Consider the following 15,307-nt stretch of genomic DNA (forward strand, 5'->3'; position numbering starts at 1 on the left):
ATCGGGCCTCAGGACCCCTGACGGGGCGTGTAGCGGAACTTGGTCAACAGCTGCATGACGTCGGTGTCATGCTCGGCGGGCAGCGGCTCGCGCCCGGCGTACCAGTTGTAGAGGTCGGGGTCGCTGAGTTCGAGCAGCGCCTCGTAGCGGTCGAGCTGCGCGTGGTCGAAGTCCGGGACATGGGCGTCGGCGAAGCTGCCGATCAGCAGGTCCATCTCGCGCATGCCGCGGTGCCACGACCGGAAGCGCAGCCGCTTGCGCCGGTTTTCCAGGGACTCGCCGCTCTCCGACAGGGTGTTCTCGTCGCTCATGCCATCCACGCCAAAAAGCCCCGGCCCCGGAAGATAGGGGGCGGAGCGGTCCACATCCACCCCCGCATCCTGCACACCGGCACGCCCCCGCGCAAACCGAAATGCCGGACGATCCCCCGGAAGGAGCTTGATTCAGCGCGCGAGCCACGCCTCCAGCCCGTCGCGCAGGTCGGGGCCGGGGGCCAACCGGGCGAAGCGCTCCGTCTCCACCGCCAGCCCTTCGCCGATGGTCATGTTCAGCCCGCGGGTCACCGCTCCCAGGATGCCGGACACCGCAACCGGGGAGTGCCGGACGATCCGCCCGGCCAGTTCGAAGGCCGCGGGCAGCAGCGCGTCGTGGGGCACCACTTGGTTGACCAGCCCCACCGCCAGCGCCGTCGCCGGCGGAAAGGCGTCGCCGGTCAGCAGCCATTCCAGCGCCCGCTTGCGCCCGGCGTTGCGGGGAAGCCGTTGGGTCCCGCCGAAGGTCGGCATCATGCCGAGCTTGATCTCCGCCTTGGAGAAGTTCGCCCGCTCGCTGGCGACGGCGAGGTGGGCGGCCTCCAGAATCTCGCAGCCGCCGCCGTAGCAGATGCCGTTGACAGCGGCGATGATGGGCTTGGGAAAGGCCTCGATCCGCGCGCACAGCGTCTGTCCGGGCCGGAACGCCCGCACCGCGGCCTCCGGTCCCTGCCGGACGGCCTGGGTGAACTCCGCGATGTCCGCCCCGGCGGAGAAGGCGCGCTCCCCGGCACCGGTGATGATGACCGCCCGCACCGCCTCGTCGGCCTCCAGCGCGTCCAGCGTGTCGAGCATCGCGGCGGCCAACGCCATGCTGATGGCGTTCAGCTTCGCGGGGCGGTTCAGGGTGAGGGTGGCGATTCCTCCGGCGGTGACGCACAGGACGGGGTTGGCGGAATCGGTGTAGGGCATGGTGCGTTCCTTTTTCCTGCATTTGGAATGCCACACTGTCGAGCCCGAGCCACGCCCCTGACAAACGACTACGCCGCGTGTTCGGGTGAGCAACGCTCACCTGAAACCGGGCCTTCGCCGCAGGCCAAAGCGTCACCTTGACAGAATCGCGACAGTTGGTACACTGAACAGTCCCAGCCATTAGCCGTGGAGGTCGCCATGACCGACGGTTCGATCGGACGCTCGGAACCCCTGGTCCGCTCGGCCGGCGTGGTGGAGCGCACCGGCAGCGCGACCGACCGCAAACAGCGGCGGCAGAATCGGCAGGACCTGCAACAGCAGGAGCGGGAGCAGCAGGAGCGCCGCGACCAGGACGAGGCCAACCACAAGCGCCGGCGCCTCTACGACCTGCTGTTCGACGAGATCGATGAGTTGGACACGCTGAACGCCGGGCAGCGGGCGCGCATCAAGCAGAATCTGCGCGCGCAGCTGGCCAACCGCCGCCCGCCGCCCCACCTCGCCCCCAACCTCGCCCAGCCGCCCCCGGCGGATCAGGACATCGAACGCATCGCGGCGTCGCTCCTCGAAAAAGCCGTCGCAGCCCATTCCGTCGACCACGACCACATCGTCGACATGGCGGCGCCGACGAAACCCACACTGCCACCGGGACAGACGGCGGAAAACATGGCTCTCGCCAACCAGCTTCGCGAGTGTCTGGAACAGCGGACGACGACATCGCGGCGCGTTGCCGTGTATCTGCGCCTTCTTCTGACACTGGAAGGTGCCTTCCGTCCGCATCTGGTGGTGGACGCCTAACCACAGCGCCAGTCCGGGTATAATGCGCGAATTCGGAGAAAGCCCCCCTCCGATGCGCCACCCAGGATGGTCGGGCCATGCGGCACAATGGTCCTGTTGTTTCTCCGGCGGAGTCCGGGCGCGTTTCCGCGCCGTTTCTGCCGCGGAAAACCCGCTCCCGTAGGGAGGTTCCCCCGTGCCCGACACCCATCTCGCCACGCACGCCCAGCCGTCCGGCGACGCCCTCCGCCAAGCGCTCTCCACCCGATTCCAAAAGATCCGCGCCCGCACCGCCGAACTCGCGGCCCCCTTGTCGCCCGAGGACCTGATGGTCCAGTCGGTGCCCGACGGCGCCCCGGCCAAATGGCACCTCGCCCACACGACGTGGCTGTTCGAAACCACCGTCCTGGTGCCCTGCAACCCCGGCTACCGCCCCTTCGATCCGGCCTTTCTGACGCTGTTCGCCGCCCGCGACGACCGGTTCGGCAGCCACCAGCTTCCCTCCCCCACCCTGCGCCTGCTGTCCCGGCCCAACGCGGCGGAGGTCATGCGTTACCGCGACCATGTGAACGCCGCGGTGCTGCACCTGCTGAATCAAGCCGACGAGGCCGAACTGCCGGAAATCGCCGACCGTGTGGCCGTCGGAATCACGCACGAGCGGCGCCACCAGGAACGGCTGCTGACCCACATCAAGCACGCCTTCTGGAGCAACCCGCTGCGTCCCGCCTACGACCAGCCGCCACAGGCCGCGCCAGCACCGCCGCAACCGGAACGCTGGGTCGAGCATGAAGGCGGCCTCATCGAGATCGGGCGGTCGGAAGCCGGGGCCGGTTTCGATCATGAGGGGCCGCGTCATCGCGTCCATCTGGAGCCCTTCCGCCTCGCCACCCTGCCGGTGTCCTGCGGCGCCTTCCGGGACTTCATCGAGGATGGCGGCTATTCAAAGCGCTCGCTCTGGCTCGCCGATGGCTGGGAGGCGGTGCAGACCGAGGGATGGCAGGCCCCGCTCTATTGGGAATGGCGCGACGGCGCTTGGCAGATCTTCACCCTTTACGGCATGCGCGCGCTCGATCCCGCCGAGCCGGTCTGCCATGTGAGCTGGTTCGAGGCCGACGCCTTCGCCCGCTGGGCCGGCAAGCGCCTGCCGGACGAAGCCGAATGGGAAGCGCTCGCCTCCCGCTGCGACAGCATCGGCAATCTGTTGGGCACCGGTCACCGCCACCCGCGCCCCAGCACCTGCCACGGCGACGGCCCCTGGCAATTGTTCGGCGACGTGTGGGAATGGACGCGCAGCCCCTTCACCCCCTACCCCGGCTACCGCCTGCCCGACGGGGTGGACGAGGCCGTCCATGGCCGCTTCATGATCAACCGCATGGTGTTGCGGGGCGGCAGCTGCGTCACCCCCTTCGACCACGCCAACCCGACGACCCGGCATTACCTACGGCCGGAATCCCGCCTGTCCTTCACCGGACTGCGGCTGGCCGAGGATGCCTGAGACATTGGAATCGTTTTAAACGGTGGCGTTGCACCGCAGCAAGCTCTATAACCATAATAAAATTATGGACTAAGGAGCCTGCGATGTCCCTCGATCTGCCTCAGGTGTTCCGCCACCACGTCTTCTGTTGCTCCCAACAGCGCCCGCCCGGCCATCCGCGCGGGAGCTGCGCGGCGAAGAACGCCCACCCGCTGTGGGAGCAGCTCGGCCAGCGCATCCAGGCCAAGGGGCTGACGGACGTCGGCATGGCCTGGACCGGCTGCCTCGGCTTTTGCTCCGCCGGGCCGCTGATGGTGGTCTATCCGGAAGGCCTGTGGTACCGCCCGGAAACGCCCGCCGACATCGACGAGATCGTCGACTCGCACCTCGTCAACGGCACGCCGGTCGAACGGCTGGTGATGGTGCTGACCCGCTGAACGCAAAAGCCCCTCCGCGGCGTGGCCGGCGGAGGGGCGTTCTTCGTGCGGAACGACGATGCTACTTGCGGAACAGGAACTCGCGGCCGACCTTCACGCGCTTCTCGCCGTCATACTCGATGATGTCGGCGGTGGCGTAGGTCTCGGTCCAGCGCTCCGGCAGATAGCTGCCGGTGCCGATGATGTCGACGGGGGCGTTGGCCTCCGCCATCAGGCGGCACTTCGCCGGGCCGAAGCCGGAGCTGGCGACGATCTTCACCGCCGGGAATCCGGCCTCGTCCAGCTTCTCGCGCATGAAATGGATGGCCGCGGCCGACACGCCGGTGCCGATCAGGTAGCGGAGCTGCGTCTCGTCGCGGTAGCCGCGGATGGAATGGGGCGCGTGCCGCTCCAGCACCGCGTAAGAGCCCGGCGGGTCCAGCCCTTCCAGGAAGCGCCCGCCCGGCGTGTCGAGCCGCACCGCCAGCTTGCCCTGCGCGGCGAGGCCGGGGAAGCGGCGGCAGACCTCCAGTGCGTCGGTCACCTCGCGCCCGAAGTAATCGACCAGGACGGTCAGCGGCAGTTCGGGGAAGGTCTCGTGGAACATCTCGGCCGCCCGCACGGTCGAACCGGCATAGCCGATCAGCGCGTGCGGCATCGTGCCCATGCCCTTCTTCTGGCCGAAGAAATGGGCGGTGGCGTCGGTGGCGTTGCCGATGAAGCCCTTGGCGCCGACCTTGCGCTTCGCCCGGTCCGACCCGACCGAGGCGGCGTAGGCCATCATCTCCTCCATCTCCGTGCCGGCGCAGTGGCGCGCCTCCATGGCGAGGAAGGCGGTCTTCGGCAGGTCGGCGCACATGGTGAAGGCGTTGTAGGCGCCGACGCAGGCGGGGCCGAGCTTCTGCAGGATGATCGTCTCGGTGTCGACCAGATGGTAGAAGGAGCCGGTGATGTACAGGATCGGCTCGCCCGCACCGACCCACTTCCCTTCCGGATAGTTCAGGACGATGTCGAGGTCGAACCCGCGCTCCCGCGCCACCGCCTCCAGCCATTCGATGGCGAGTCGCGGCGCGCAGACCACCGGACGGCGCATGAAGATGGCGTAGGTGACCTTCTTGTCACCGAATTTCCCGACCGCTTCCTTGGTCCGCTTGAAATAGGTGTCGGTCCATTCGGTGATGGCCGACGCGGGCGGATGGCTGGCGGGCGCGTGACTGGCCGGCGGCTGGTTCCTGGTCTCGTCCATGGCGATGTCCTTGTCTTCCCGCTCTTGCCCTTCGCGACGGTCACGTCCGGAGGCCGCCTCCACCGCGGGAACGGCAATCCGATTGAGAAACCAGCATTATACGCCCTGGCCCTCCGGTGGAAGAGGCTTCATCCGCTACGGCCAACCGCCGCAAGCAATGGTGATTTACCGAAAATACGCTACGAAATCCGGCGCATTTCAAACGCAAAGAAGATGCGAAGAGATGCGCAGTTCTTCACTGTAATTGGCTTTCACCAAAAAGTATAAAATACCTGTATTTGACGCCTTCCTTTCAACCATCCACCATACACTCAAGAACAGGCACCATCCCCTTTCGGTGCCGGGAAAAGCGACGAGGTCGGCATGAGCCGGACAATCCGCCAGAACGCGCCGAACATTGCGGCAGGGCCCTCGACGGCGGCCCCCTCGACGCTGGATCGCCTGGGCCGCCGGGTGGTGGTCGGGCTTCTCTGCACCATGGCCGGGCTCGCCGCGGCGGGCACCGGCGGAGCCTTCCTGCTGAAGCCCGGCACAGCGCAGGCCGGGCGCGCGGTGGGGGACACGCTGCGGACCGCCGCCAACTACGCGCGCCTGCCGGCGATGATCTTCACGTTGAGCGACGGCGACCGGCTGCGCGAGCTGCGGGTCCGCGTGGTGCTCGACATGGAGCCGACCGCCCCCGCCAAGACGGTGGAAAGCTACGGGCCGCGCATCGCCAGCGCCATGACCAACGTGATGCTGGACACCGACCCCGGCGAGCTGCGCGGGCGCAACGGCGCCTTCTACGTCAAGGACGCGGTGATGCGCACCGCCGCGAAGGAACTCGGCGCGATGAAGATCCGGCAAGTGCTGGTCCAGGAGCTCGTCATGCGCTGACGGAAGGCCCGCTCCGCCCACGCCGATGCCGGCCCTCCAACGCTCGACAGGGGCGCCGGAATGGGGAACACTCCCCTCCCGTTCGGATCTTGGGAATGCAAGGAGACGGCCGTGGCCGAGTTCGATTTCGACCTTTTCACCATCGGTGCCGGCTCCGGCGGCGTCGCGGCCAGCCGGCGGGCCGCGTCCATGGGGGCCAAGGTCGCCATCTGCGAAGGCAGCCGGGTCGGCGGCACCTGCGTCATCCGCGGCTGCGTGCCGAAGAAGCTGCTGGTCTACGCCGCCCAGTTCCGCGACGCCTTCGAGGACTCCAGCGCCTACGGCTGGGCCACCGCCACGCCGGCCTTCGACTGGGCGACGCTGATCGGGCGCAAGGACGCCGAGATCGACCGGCTGAACGGCATCTACATCAAGATGCTGGAGAACTCCGGCGTCACCCTGCACACTGGCTTCGGGCGGCTGATCGACCGCCACACGGTCGAGGTCGCGAACCAGCGCTACACCGCCAAAAACATCCTGGTCGCCACCGGTGGCTGGCCGGCGCTGCCCAAGATTCCGGGGATCGAGCACGCCGTCACCTCCAACGAGGCGTTGCAGCTCGGCACCCTGCCCCACTCCGTCATCATCCTGGGCGGCGGCTACATCGCCGTGGAGTTCGCCGGGATCTTCCGGGGTTTGGGCGCCGAGGTCACGATCATGATCCGCGGCGAGGAGCTTCTGAACGGCTTCGACGACGACATCCGCGTCGCTCTGGCCCAGGAGATGCGCAAGCGCGGCATCACCATCCTCACCCGCACCCAGCCGGTGAAGGTCGAGGAGGGCCCCGGCGGCTTCACCGTCACCGACCAGCTGGGGCGGGAACATTCCGCCGGCCTCGTCATGGCGGCGACCGGACGCCGTCCAAACACCCGCGACCTCGGGCTGGAAGCCGCCGGCGTCGCGCTGGACGACGCCGGGGCGATCCGGGTGGACGAGTATTCGCGCACCAGCGTGGACAACATCTTCGCCGTCGGCGATGTCACCGACCGCATGGCCCTGACCCCCGTCGCCATCGCCGAGGGGCGTGCCTTCGTGGAAACGGTGTTCAACGACAACCCGACCAGCATCAGCTACGCCAACATCCCGACCGCCGTCTTTTCCATCCCGCCGCTCGGCACCGTCGGCCTGACCGAGGCGGAAGCGCGGGTGAAACACGCGACGGTGGACATCTACAAGGCCGGTTTCCGCCCGATGAAGCACACCATGTCGGGCCGCGACGAGCGCGTCCTGATGAAGCTGGTCGTGGACGGCGAGAGCCAGCGCGTGCTCGGTTGCCACATGATGGGCATGGACGCCCCGGAAATCGTCCAGGGGCTGGGCATCGCCCTGAACTGCGGCGCCACAAAGAAAGATTTCGACCGCACCATTGCTCTTCACCCATCTACCGCGGAAGAGTTCGTTCTGATGCGCGAGAAGGTGTCCTGACGATCGGACATAAAACCAAAGGTCAGGAGCCAGATTTCCTGGAACGCTTCTAAGAAGCCTGTGTTGAGAGCACACGACGATGGCGGCGGCACTCACGGCGGCGGTCAAGCACCCCCGCGGACGCCGCCGCCTCCCATCCTTCATCCAGGCACCGGGAGGGCTCCTACGCATGTTCATGCACAACAAGAACCTGATGTACACGGTCCGCGTCGCCGAACCGGACCCGAAGCTGGCCAGCCTGATGCTGGAACAGTTCGGCGGCCCGCAGGGCGAATTGGCGGCGGCCTTGCGCTACTTCACGCAGGGCCTTTCCGACGAGGACCCGGGCCGCAAGGACATGCTGATCGACATCGCGACCGAGGAACTGAGCCATCTGGAGATCATCGGCAGCATCGTCGCCATGCTGACCAAGGGCGTGAAGGGCAAGCTGGCCGAGGGTGCGGAGGAAGTCACCGACCTCTACGCCGACATCGCCAAGGGCAACGGCAGCCACACGCTGGCCCTGCTCTACGGCGGCGGCCCGGCGCTGACCAACTCCGCGGGGCAGCTGTGGACCGGCGGCTACATCGACAGCATCGGCGAGCCGACCGCCGACCTGCGCTCCAACATCGCCGCGGAATCGCGGGCCAAGATCATCTATGAGCGCCTCATCAACATCACCCCCGATCCGGGCGTGAAGGACGCGCTGACCTTCCTGATGACCCGCGAGGTGGCCCACCAGAAGATGTTCGAGAAGGCGCTCTATTCCATCGAGAACAACTTCCCGCCGGGCAAGCTGCCGGGCAACCCGGAATACACCGACAAGTACTACAACATGAGCCAGGGTGACGGCGACATGCGCGGCCCGTGGAACCAGGGCGAGCAGTGGGAGTTCGTGAACATCACCCCCGACCAGGCCCCGGTCAGCGGTGGCGACGGCAACCCCTCGGTCCGGCTGGCGGCGGAAGAGATGAAGGCCGTCAACGAGGCCGCCAAGCGCACCATGTCGCGCACCGACGTGAACCCGGTGACGGGTGCCGACCTCGGCGCCGGCCCCGGTTCCGGCAAGATGACCCCGGTGAAGTAACGTCCCGATCCCCCTCTCCCCCCTGGGGAGAGGGCTGGGGTGAGGGGGCGCCCGTCAGGGCGTCCACGCTCTGCACTGAGTCAACGTGGTCGGCCTCACGGCCGCCCCCTCATCCTGACCTTCTCCCCGGGGGGAGAAAGAATCAGGCCTTCACCACCGCCTCGTCCCGCCTTGGCCGGGTCATCAGCCACAGCAGCACCAGCAGCCCGGGCACCGCCCCGCCGGTGGACAGCAGAAAGAAGCTGCTCCAGTCCATCCGCTCGGCCAGCCAGCCCGACGAGGCACCGAACAGGTCCCCGCCCAGCTTGTAGAAGCTGCTGAGCAGCGCGTATTGCGTGGCCGTGTAGGCTGTGTTGCACAGGCTGGACAGATAGGCGACGAAGGCCGCCGTCGCGATGCCGCCGCAGACATTCTCCAGCGCCACCGTCACCGCCAGCGCCGACACGTCATGCCCGACCTGCGCCAGCATGACGTAGCCGAGGTTGGACAGCATCTGCATCAGCCCACCGACCAGCAGCCCGCGCAGCACGCCGACGCGCCCGACCAGCACGCCGCCGATCAACCCGCCGACGATGGTCGCCCACAGGCCGAACAGCTTGGTGACGTTGGCGATCTCCGTCTTCTCGAAGCCGAGATCGACGTAGAAGGGCGCCGACATCACCCCCGCCAGCACATCCCCCAGCTTGTAGCAGGCGATGAACAGCAGGACCGCCGCCCAGGCCGGGCGCGTCATGAACTCCACGAAGGGCGCCACGACGGCGCCGTAGACCCAGGCCAGCAGGTCCGCCTTCCAGCCGGTCAGATGCGGACGCATGGCCAGCCAGTCGGCCACATGCTGCTCCCGCGCCTTGGACTCCGCCGAGTCCGCGACCTTCGGCTCGCGGTTCAGCAGGATCGTCACCATGCCGACCGCGACCAGCCCGGCCATGACGTAGTAGGCGACGTGCCAGCCGAAGAACTCCGCGAGGTACAAAGCCCCCGCCCCCGCCGCCAGCATGCCGAAGCGGTAGCCCAGCACGAGGATGGCCGCACCGGCGGCCTGCTGGTGCTCCTCCAGCACCTCGACGCGGTAGGCGTCGACCACGATGTCCTGGCTGGCCGAGAAAAAGGCCACCACCACCGCCAGCATGGCGGTCCACCACAGGTCGGTGACCGGGTTGGTGCTGCCCAGCCCGATCAAAGCCGCCATCAGCCCGGCCTGCGCCACCAGCGCCCAGCCGCGCCGCCGCCCGAACAGACGGGTCATCACCGGCAGGCGCAGCCGGTCGATCAGCGGTGCCCAGACGAACTTCAGCGCGTAGGGCATCGTGACCAGCGCGAACAGGCCGATGGCCGTCTTGCTGATGCCGCCCTCGCGCAGCCAGACCGACAGGGTGGACCCGGTCAACGCCAGCGGCAGCCCTTCGGAAAAGCCGAGGAACAGAATGGCCAGAACGCGCCGGTCAAGATAGACGGAGGCCGCCTGACCCCAGGAGGATGGTTTCACCCGTTCAACCCTTCCGCACACCTGCGTATCCGTTTGTATAGGCCCCAGCCGGACGCTCCGGCCAGCGCGCTTTTTCGGGCGCGGCGCCGCATCATCCATTGCGGAAGTTGCGGTCGAAACTATGGAAAAATTTCTCGGCAACCGCTATACAGAGTACCCCTCTGGCCGTCATCCGGCCGTCTGGAGGAACCCTTAGCACAAGGAAAGAGCGGGCGTCATGGTTGAGCGTTGGTCCCCCGACAGTTGGAGGTCGAAGCCGGCGAAGCAGCTTCCGACCTATCCGGACCCGTCCAAGGTCGAAGCGGTGGAGCAGCGCCTGTCCTCCTATCCCCCGCTCGTCTTCGCCGGTGAGGCGCGCCGGCTGAAGGACAGCCTTGCCGCCGCCGCCGCCGGCAACGCCTTCCTGCTGCAGGGCGGCGACTGCGCGGAGAGCTTCGCGGAGTTCCACCCGAACAACATCCGCGACACCTTCCGCGTCCTGCTGCAGATGGCCGTCGTGCTGACCTTCGGCGCCGCCATCCCGGTGGTCAAGGTGGGCCGCATGGCCGGGCAGTTCGCCAAGCCGCGCTCCGCCGACACCGAGGTGATGGAGGGGATCGAGCTCCCGTCCTACCGCGGCGACATCATCAACGGCTTCGACTTCACGCCCGACGCCCGCGTTCCCGACCCGGAGCGCATGATGCAGGCCTACACCCAGGCCGCCGCCACGCTGAACCTGCTGCGCGCCTTCTCCCAGGGCGGCTACGCCGACCTGCACAAGGTGCACCAGTGGACGCTGGGCTTCGTCGAGCGCTCCCCCGCCGGTGAGCAGTTCCGCGAGATCGCCAACCGGCTGGACGAGACGCTGGGCTTCATGGCGGCCTGCGGCATCACCGCCCAGACCACCCCGCAGATCCGCGAGACCGAGTTCTTCACCAGCCACGAGGCGCTCCTGCTGCCGTTCGAGCAGGCGATGACCCGCGTCGACAGCACCACCGGCGACTGGTACGACGTGTCGGCCCACATGCTGTGGATCGGCGACCGCACCCGCCAGCCGGACGGCGCGCATGTCGAGTTCCTGCGCGGCGTGAAGAACCCGATCGGCCTGAAGTGCGGCCCGACGACCGACCCGGACGAGCTGATCCGCCTTATCGACCTGCTGAACCCGACCAACGAGCCGGGCCGCCTGACCCTGATCGTCCGCATGGGCGCCGACAAGGTGGCGGAGAAGTTCCCGCCCCTGCTGCGCAAGGTTCAGCGCGAGGGCCGCGTCGTCGTCTGGTCCAGCGACCCGATGCACGGCAACACCGTCAAGTCCTCCAGCGGCTACAAGACCCGCCCGGTGGAGAAGGTGCTGTCGGAGGCGCGCGACTTCTTCGCGGTGCACGAGGCCGAGGGCACCCACGCCGGCGGCGTCCATTTCGAGCTGACCGGCCAGGACGTGACGGAGTGCACGGGCGGCGCCCAGGCGATCACCGATCACAAGCTGGCGCTGCGCTACCACACCGCCTGCGACCCGCGGCTGAACGCCAGCCAGGCACTGGAACTGGCCTTCCTGCTGGCCGAGGAACTGAAGCGCGCCCGCCTGAAGCGCGACGCCGACCGCCGGGCGGCGGCGGAGTAAGGCGTTTTCCTGGGGGCACTGCTGCCCCCACCCCGGCCCTCCCCCGCTTTCGCAGGGGAGGATGCCTTCTGTGAAGCGGCGGCCGTTCCCTCCCCTGCGAAAGCGGGGGAGGGTTAGGGAGGGGGCAAGCGGTGCGAGCGCCTACCGCACCACCATCCGCTCCAGCAGCACCTCGCGCACCCGGATGGCCTGCGCCTCGCGTTTCATCACGCTCGCCACGGTGCTCTTGATCAGGTTGGCGCCTTCGGCCCCGTTCAACTGGCCCGGCTCGATCTGGCGCAGCCGGTCGGCCATCTGGTCGGCGATGCGCGGGACGAAGGGCGCCGCCGCGTTCGGGTCCGCGGTGGGCTCAATCTCCAGCAGCACGCGGATGTCCACCAGACGCGCGTCGCTGCCCCCCAGCGTGAAGGTCATCGTCGGCAGGGACGCGTAGGTCTTCTGCGCCTTGCGGTCGCCACCAACGCCGCGGGCGCCGGATTTGGCGGCGACCACCGTCCAAGTGCCCAGGGCGGCGAGCAGCACCAGGAACACCGCGATGAGGACGGGCATCAGGGACACCGATTCCCCATCGGAGCGCCGCAGCAGGAACCGCACCGGGCCGCCTTTCCCCCATCGTTCCCCTGATGGGAACATGGGCAAATTTAACGATGATTTATCCTAGATAAAAAAACGGGGCCGGTCAAAGCGCGTCGCGCGACCGGCCCCGTATTTTTACTTGCAACCGACGCCCGGCGTTCAGCCGCCGATTCCGCCCATGCACAGATACTTGATCTCCAGGTAATCCTCGATCCCGTACTTGGACCCTTCGCGCCCGATGCCGCTCTCCTTCATGCCGCCGAAGGGGGCGACCTCGGTGGAGATGATGCCCTCGTTGATGCCGACGATGCCGTATTCCAGCGCCTCCGCCACCCGCCAGACGCGGCCGATGTCGCGGCTGTAGAAGTAGGCGGCCAGACCGAACTCGGTGGCGTTGGCCATGCGCACGGCCTCCTCCTCCGTCTCGAAGCGGAACAGCGGGGCGACCGGGCCGAAGGTTTCCTCGCGGGCCACCTTCATGGCCGGGGTCACGTCGGCGAGGATGGTCGGCTCGAAGAAGCTGCCGCCGAGGTCATGCCGCTTGCCGCCCAGCACCACGCGGGCACCCTTCTCGGTGGCGTCGCGGATGTGGTCCTCGACCTTCTCCACCGCGGCCATGTCGATCAGCGGCCCCTGCTGCGCCCCCTCCGTGGTCAGGCCGGGGCCGACCTTCAGCGCCTTCACCGCCTCGGCCAGCTTGGCCGCGAAGGCGTCGTAGACTCCGGATTGCACCAGAAGACGGTTCGCGCAGACGCAGGTCTGGCCGGTGTTGCGGTACTTGGACGCGATGGCGCCCTTCACCGCCTCGTCGAGGTCGGCGTCGTCGAAGACCAGGAAGGGCGCGTTGCCGCCCAGTTCCAGCGACACCTTCTTCACCGTGCCCGCGCATTGGGCCATCAGCTCCTTGCCGATCTCGGTGGAGCCGGTGAAGGTCAGCTTGCGCACCGTCGGGTTGCCGGTCATCTCGCCGCCGATGGCGCGGGCGGAGCCGGTGACGACGCTGAGGATGCCCGCCGGAATGCCCGCCCGCTCCGCCAGCACCGCCATGGCGAGCGCGGTCAGCGGGGTGGCGGTCGCCGGCTTGATGACCATCGGGCAGCCGGCGGCCAGCGCCGGACCGGCCTTGCGGGTGATCATCGCCGCCGGGAAGTTCCACGGCGTGATGGCGGCGGTGACGCCGATCGGCTCCTTGGTCACGACGATGCGGCGGCCCGGCAGATGCTGCGGGATGGTGTCGCCGTAGACGCGCTTGCCCTCCTCGGCGAACCACTCGATGAAGGACGCGGCGTAGGCCACCTCGCCCCGCGCCTCGGCCAGCGGCTTGCCCTGCTCCGCCGTCATGATGCGGGCGATATCCTCCTGGTTCGCCATCATCAGATCGAACCACGTCCGCAGGGTTTTCGCGCGCTCCTTCGCGGTCAGGGCACGCCAGGCCGGCCAAGCGCGCTCGGCGGCTTCGATGGCCCGGCGCGTCTCGTCCGCGCCCATCATCGGCACGCTGCCCAGGACGCTGCCGTCGGCGGGGTTGGTCACCTCCACGGTCTTGCCGCTGTCGGCGTCGATCCACCGGCCATCGACGAAGCACTGGAAGCGCAGCAGCTCGGCGTCCTTCAACCCGAGACGCCGGGCGGTGTCCACGGAATCATACGGCATGGTGCCTTCCTTCCCTCGTTTCTTGTGCACGGCCTCGCGGTCGGCCGCGCGTTCGGCAGAGAGTATAGGGCACCACGCCCGCTCTGCGATCCTTCGCGTGACGTGGGCAGGCGTGCGGACCGGGGATGGAACGCCGGCTGTTACGCCGGAAGGACCGGCACGTTGTCGATCAGGCGCGCCTTGCCCATCCAGGCGGCGGCCAGGAGGCGCGCCGGGCGCTCCACGCGGGCCACCGGCTCGAGCGTGTCGGCGTCGCGCAGTTCGACATAGTCGATGGAGCCGAAACCGGCGGCGGTGACTCGTGCCCGCACCGCCTCCAGGACCGTTGCGGCCTCCGCCCCGCCGGCCAACGCCGACGCCGCCTCGAGAAGCGCGCGGTTCAGCTCCGGCGCACGGGCGCGCTCGTCGGCGGACAGATAGGCGTTGCGCGAGGACATGGCGAGCCCATCGGCCTCCCGCACCGTCGGCAGCCCCTCCACCCGCACCGGGATGTCGAGATCTCGGGCGAAGCGGCGGATGACCATGAGCTGTTGGTAGTCCTTCTCCCCGAACACCGCCACGTCGGGCTGGGCCTGGAGGAACAGCTTCGTCACGACCAGCGCGACGCCGCCGAACATCTGCGGCCGGAAGGTGCCGCACAGCCCCTCCGCCGGGCCGCCGACCGAGATGGCCGTGGCGAAGCCCTCCGGATACATCGCGCGCACCGTGGGAGCGTAGAGCAGATGGCAGCCCGCCGAGGCGAGCTTGCGCGAATCCCCGGCCTCGTCGCGCGGGTAGCGGTCGAAGTCCTCGTGCGGGGCGAACTGGGTCGGGTTGACGAAGACGCTGGCGACCACATGGTCGGCCAATTCACGCGCACGGCGCACCAAAGCGAGATGGCCGTCGTGCAGCGCCCCCATGGTCGGCACCAGGGCCACCGTCTTGCCGTCGCGGTGCCAGGCGGAGACCTGGGCGCGGAGATCGTCGACGCTGCGGACGACCGGCAGGGGCTGTTCCGACTCCGGCTGGCGGGCGGTGGCGAGGGAGGTCATGGCGGGTGCTCCACAGGCGTCATAAACGGCGCTGGGATAAACCGCCGGCCCGGCGCTGTCCAGTCATGGAATTAACCGGCAGCGCCCGAATTTGAAATTTTCCCATCCTGTGGGTGGGCCTGTGGGTGGGCCTGCGGACGGGTTGGGCGATGAAGCCCGCCCCGCCCGCGGGTGGGGTCAACGCATCAGCGTGACGACGACCAGATAGGTCAGGTTCACCCAGGCGCCGAGCGTGGCCAGGAGGACCAGGGTGGCCGGAGACAGGACCACCGAACCGAGGATCACGACGAGCGCCACGACCAGCAGGCCGAGGGCGAGAAGGGTCACGCGCGTATCTTCCATGTCACTGCTTCCAGATGATTGAGAAAATCGGATGCTGGAAGCGATAGACGAAAACCCCACGTGCTGTAGCTGATCTG

General features: G+C 68.1%; 15 protein-coding genes. 7 read left to right on the forward strand and 8 right to left on the reverse strand.

Annotated elements, in window-relative coordinates; genetic code table 11:
• Positions 1-8: 8 nt before the first annotated feature.
• Positions 9-311 (reverse strand): FAD assembly factor SdhE, encoded by a 303-nt coding sequence (locus H0B54_RS04320; RefSeq protein ID WP_038530795.1) that lies wholly within the window; start codon positions 309-311, stop codon positions 9-11.
• A 132-nt stretch (positions 312-443) separates the two neighbouring features.
• Positions 444-1,223: a crotonase/enoyl-CoA hydratase family protein gene (locus H0B54_RS04325; RefSeq protein ID WP_188259368.1), complete on the reverse strand. Its 780-nt coding sequence runs from the start codon at positions 1,221-1,223 to the stop codon at positions 444-446.
• A 198-nt stretch (positions 1,224-1,421) separates the two neighbouring features.
• On the opposite strand from H0B54_RS04325, the gene H0B54_RS04330 reads away from it, so the two are divergent.
• The 3 genes from H0B54_RS04330 to H0B54_RS04340 all read left to right on the forward strand — a co-directional run bounded on the left by H0B54_RS04330 (position 1,422) and on the right by H0B54_RS04340 (position 3,908).
• Positions 1,422-2,018: a hypothetical protein gene (locus tag H0B54_RS04330; RefSeq protein ID WP_188259369.1), complete on the forward strand. Its 597-nt coding sequence runs from the start codon at positions 1,422-1,424 to the stop codon at positions 2,016-2,018.
• Positions 2,019-2,193: 175 nt separating this feature from the next.
• Positions 2,194-3,492, forward strand: a complete 1,299-nt coding sequence (egtB, locus tag H0B54_RS04335; RefSeq protein WP_188259370.1) for an ergothioneine biosynthesis protein EgtB — start codon at positions 2,194-2,196, stop codon at positions 3,490-3,492.
• Positions 3,493-3,575: 83 nt separating this feature from the next.
• Complete coding sequence (locus H0B54_RS04340; protein WP_188259371.1) at positions 3,576-3,908, forward strand: (2Fe-2S) ferredoxin domain-containing protein; 333 nt, start codon at positions 3,576-3,578, stop codon at positions 3,906-3,908.
• 61 nt (positions 3,909-3,969) lie between these two features.
• Here H0B54_RS04340 and H0B54_RS04345 read toward each other — a convergent pair whose 3' ends face one another.
• Positions 3,970-5,133: a nicotinate phosphoribosyltransferase gene (locus tag H0B54_RS04345; RefSeq protein WP_094302254.1), complete on the reverse strand. Its 1,164-nt coding sequence runs from the start codon at positions 5,131-5,133 to the stop codon at positions 3,970-3,972.
• Positions 5,134-5,496: 363 nt separating this feature from the next.
• Here H0B54_RS04345 and H0B54_RS04350 point away from each other — a divergent pair, with 363 nt between their 5' ends.
• The 3 genes from H0B54_RS04350 (at position 5,497) to H0B54_RS04360 (ending at position 8,539) form a co-directional block, all read left to right on the forward strand.
• Positions 5,497-6,009, forward strand: coding sequence for a flagellar basal body-associated FliL family protein (locus H0B54_RS04350; RefSeq protein ID WP_188259372.1), 513 nt, complete (start codon positions 5,497-5,499; stop codon positions 6,007-6,009).
• A 111-nt stretch (positions 6,010-6,120) separates the two neighbouring features.
• Positions 6,121-7,473, forward strand: a complete 1,353-nt coding sequence (gor, locus tag H0B54_RS04355; protein WP_188259373.1) for a glutathione-disulfide reductase — start codon at positions 6,121-6,123, stop codon at positions 7,471-7,473.
• Positions 7,474-7,642: 169 nt separating this feature from the next.
• A complete protein-coding gene (locus H0B54_RS04360) occupies positions 7,643-8,539 on the forward strand; it encodes a manganese catalase family protein (RefSeq protein WP_145699941.1) in 897 nt (298 codons plus the stop codon).
• Positions 8,540-8,681: 142 nt separating this feature from the next.
• Here H0B54_RS04360 and H0B54_RS04365 read toward each other — a convergent pair whose 3' ends face one another.
• Positions 8,682-10,025 (reverse strand): AmpG family muropeptide MFS transporter, encoded by a 1,344-nt coding sequence (locus H0B54_RS04365; protein WP_188259374.1) that lies wholly within the window; start codon positions 10,023-10,025, stop codon positions 8,682-8,684.
• 217 nt (positions 10,026-10,242) lie between these two features.
• Between H0B54_RS04365 and H0B54_RS04370 the strand changes: the two genes are divergently transcribed.
• Positions 10,243-11,628 carry a class II 3-deoxy-7-phosphoheptulonate synthase gene (locus H0B54_RS04370; RefSeq protein ID WP_188259375.1) on the forward strand — a complete coding sequence of 462 codons (1,386 nt, stop codon included), beginning with the start codon at positions 10,243-10,245 and terminating at the stop codon, positions 11,626-11,628.
• Between the two features lie 141 nt (positions 11,629-11,769).
• Here H0B54_RS04370 and H0B54_RS04375 read toward each other — a convergent pair whose 3' ends face one another.
• The 4 genes from H0B54_RS04375 to H0B54_RS04390 form a co-directional block, all read right to left on the reverse strand.
• Positions 11,770-12,177 (reverse strand): flagellar basal body-associated FliL family protein, encoded by a 408-nt coding sequence (locus tag H0B54_RS04375; protein WP_211109175.1) that lies wholly within the window; start codon positions 12,175-12,177, stop codon positions 11,770-11,772.
• A gap of 186 nt (positions 12,178-12,363) precedes the next feature.
• Complete coding sequence (gabD, locus tag H0B54_RS04380; RefSeq protein ID WP_246472317.1) at positions 12,364-13,857, reverse strand: NADP-dependent succinate-semialdehyde dehydrogenase; 1,494 nt, start codon at positions 13,855-13,857, stop codon at positions 12,364-12,366.
• A 140-nt stretch (positions 13,858-13,997) separates the two neighbouring features.
• Positions 13,998-14,888, reverse strand: coding sequence for a pantoate--beta-alanine ligase (panC, locus tag H0B54_RS04385; RefSeq protein ID WP_188259377.1), 891 nt, complete (start codon positions 14,886-14,888; stop codon positions 13,998-14,000).
• A 177-nt stretch (positions 14,889-15,065) separates the two neighbouring features.
• On the reverse strand, positions 15,066-15,230 hold the full coding sequence (locus H0B54_RS04390; RefSeq protein ID WP_014240656.1) for a hypothetical protein: 165 nt from the start codon (positions 15,228-15,230) through the stop codon (positions 15,066-15,068).
• Positions 15,231-15,307 lie beyond the last annotated feature (77 nt).

The sequence above is a fragment of the Azospirillum tabaci genome (genome assembly GCF_014596085.1).
In the GTDB taxonomy this organism is placed as follows: Bacteria; Pseudomonadota; Alphaproteobacteria; order Azospirillales; family Azospirillaceae; genus Azospirillum; species Azospirillum tabaci.